This is a genomic window from Gordonia sp. N1V (assembly GCF_029269935.1).
GTDB lineage: Bacteria > Actinomycetota > Actinomycetes > Mycobacteriales > Mycobacteriaceae > Gordonia > Gordonia polyisoprenivorans.
Genome location: NZ_JARJDD010000053.1, coordinates 1 through 1,591, shown reverse-complemented (window position 1 = coordinate 1,591; position 1,591 = coordinate 1). Strand labels below are relative to the sequence as shown.

Genomic DNA, 1,591 nt, shown 5'->3' with positions numbered 1-1,591 from the left:
GCGTTGGTCACTGCGGACATGCTGGGCCTGTATGCGCAGCTGCATGGTCTCCTCGACCGCATTGCCGCCGCATCCCCACACGTGTTGTCCGATACCGACCTGGTGACGGTCACCGAGGAACACGAACGCGCCACTCGGCGGATGGAATCGGTGAGTCAACCCGCACTGATCGAGGTCGAGAACCGCGGCGTGTACCGGAAGCTGGGTTTTCAGAACATCTCCGGTTTTCTCAGTCGCCGATTACGGATCACCGACACCTTCCGTCGTAAACGACGGTTGCAGGCGTTGGGGCAGTTCACGACACCCAGCGGTACGCCGTTACCGCCGTCGGCACCAACCCTGGCCGACGGTGTCGCCGACGGAGTCCTCGGCCCGGACCACGTCCACGCGGTCCTCGACGTGCTCGGCAAGATCCCGGTGGCGTTGCCCGCCGAGGTCCACACCGCAGCGGAGCAAACGCTGGGGCAACAGGCACGCGAGCACACCCCCGCGGAGTTGGGGGTCCTCGGGCAACAACTACTTGCACGGGTCGATCCCGACGGCGAGCTGACCGAACCCGCCGACCGGGCCCGGCAACGGCAACTATGGTTGGGACGTCAAGACGCCCAACAGATGTCGGTGATCAAAGGCCGCCTGGACCCGGCCACCCGCGCGATGTTCGACGTGGTGTTGGCGTCATGGGCGGCCAAAGGCGTCAACAATCCCGACGACGAGCACTCCCCGCACGGATCCGTCCACGATGCCGCCCCGGACGTGGTGGAGGCCGCGGCCCAACGCGATACACGCACCACCGCGCAACGCCAGCATGATGCATTCCGTGCCCTGCTCCACGCCGCCCTCGACGGCGGGTTGCTGGGCAAAAGTCATCGGGGTCTGCCGCCGCAGTTGATCGTGTCGATCACCTCCCAGGAATTACGCGAGCAGGCCGGTCTCGGACGTACCGCCACCGGTACGACACTGCCGATCGGTGACGTGGTGGAGGTGGCGGCACGGGCGCAACAGTATTTGGCGGTGTACGCCGATCATTCCTCGGAGATCTTGTATTTCGGGCAAGCCCGTCGGTTCGCCTCACGGGGCCAAAGGCTGGCCCTGGCCGATTCCTACGGGGGCTGTTCACATCCGGACTGTTCGGCGCCGATGGTGCACGTCGAAATCCACCACGCCGCCCGCGACTATGCGCGGGGCGGGAACACCGACATCCACGATCTCGCCCCGGCGTGCGGCGTGCACAACCGCATGGTCGGCCCCGACACCGGCCAGTACACCACCGAACTGATCCGCAGTGGCCCCGACGCCGGACGCTTCGGCTGGCGACTCAACACCGAACCCGGACAGCCACAGAATCCGTTGCGGGTCAACCGATTCTTTCGGATCGATCGGACGTTTCGGGCCGCGGTCGAACACATCCGAGACGCGGCCGGCATACCGGCCGACCCGCCCTCACCACCGGTATCGAGGTGCGAAGCCCGCCTCGATACCGGGGTACAGCGAGTCGTGCACCGCGAAGCCAACAGCCAACACGGCCACCGACGGACAAATCCACACGATCACCCACCACCCAGTCTCGGCCCACCCGGGCTGGGTCCACCCG

General features: G+C 66.3%; 1 protein-coding gene. It reads left to right on the top strand.

Annotation, left to right across the window (positions count from 1 at the left end; genetic code table 11):
* Positions 1-1,591: DUF222 domain-containing protein (locus tag P3L18_RS28040; RefSeq protein WP_346348452.1), on the top strand; the 1,591-nt coding region annotated here is incomplete at both ends.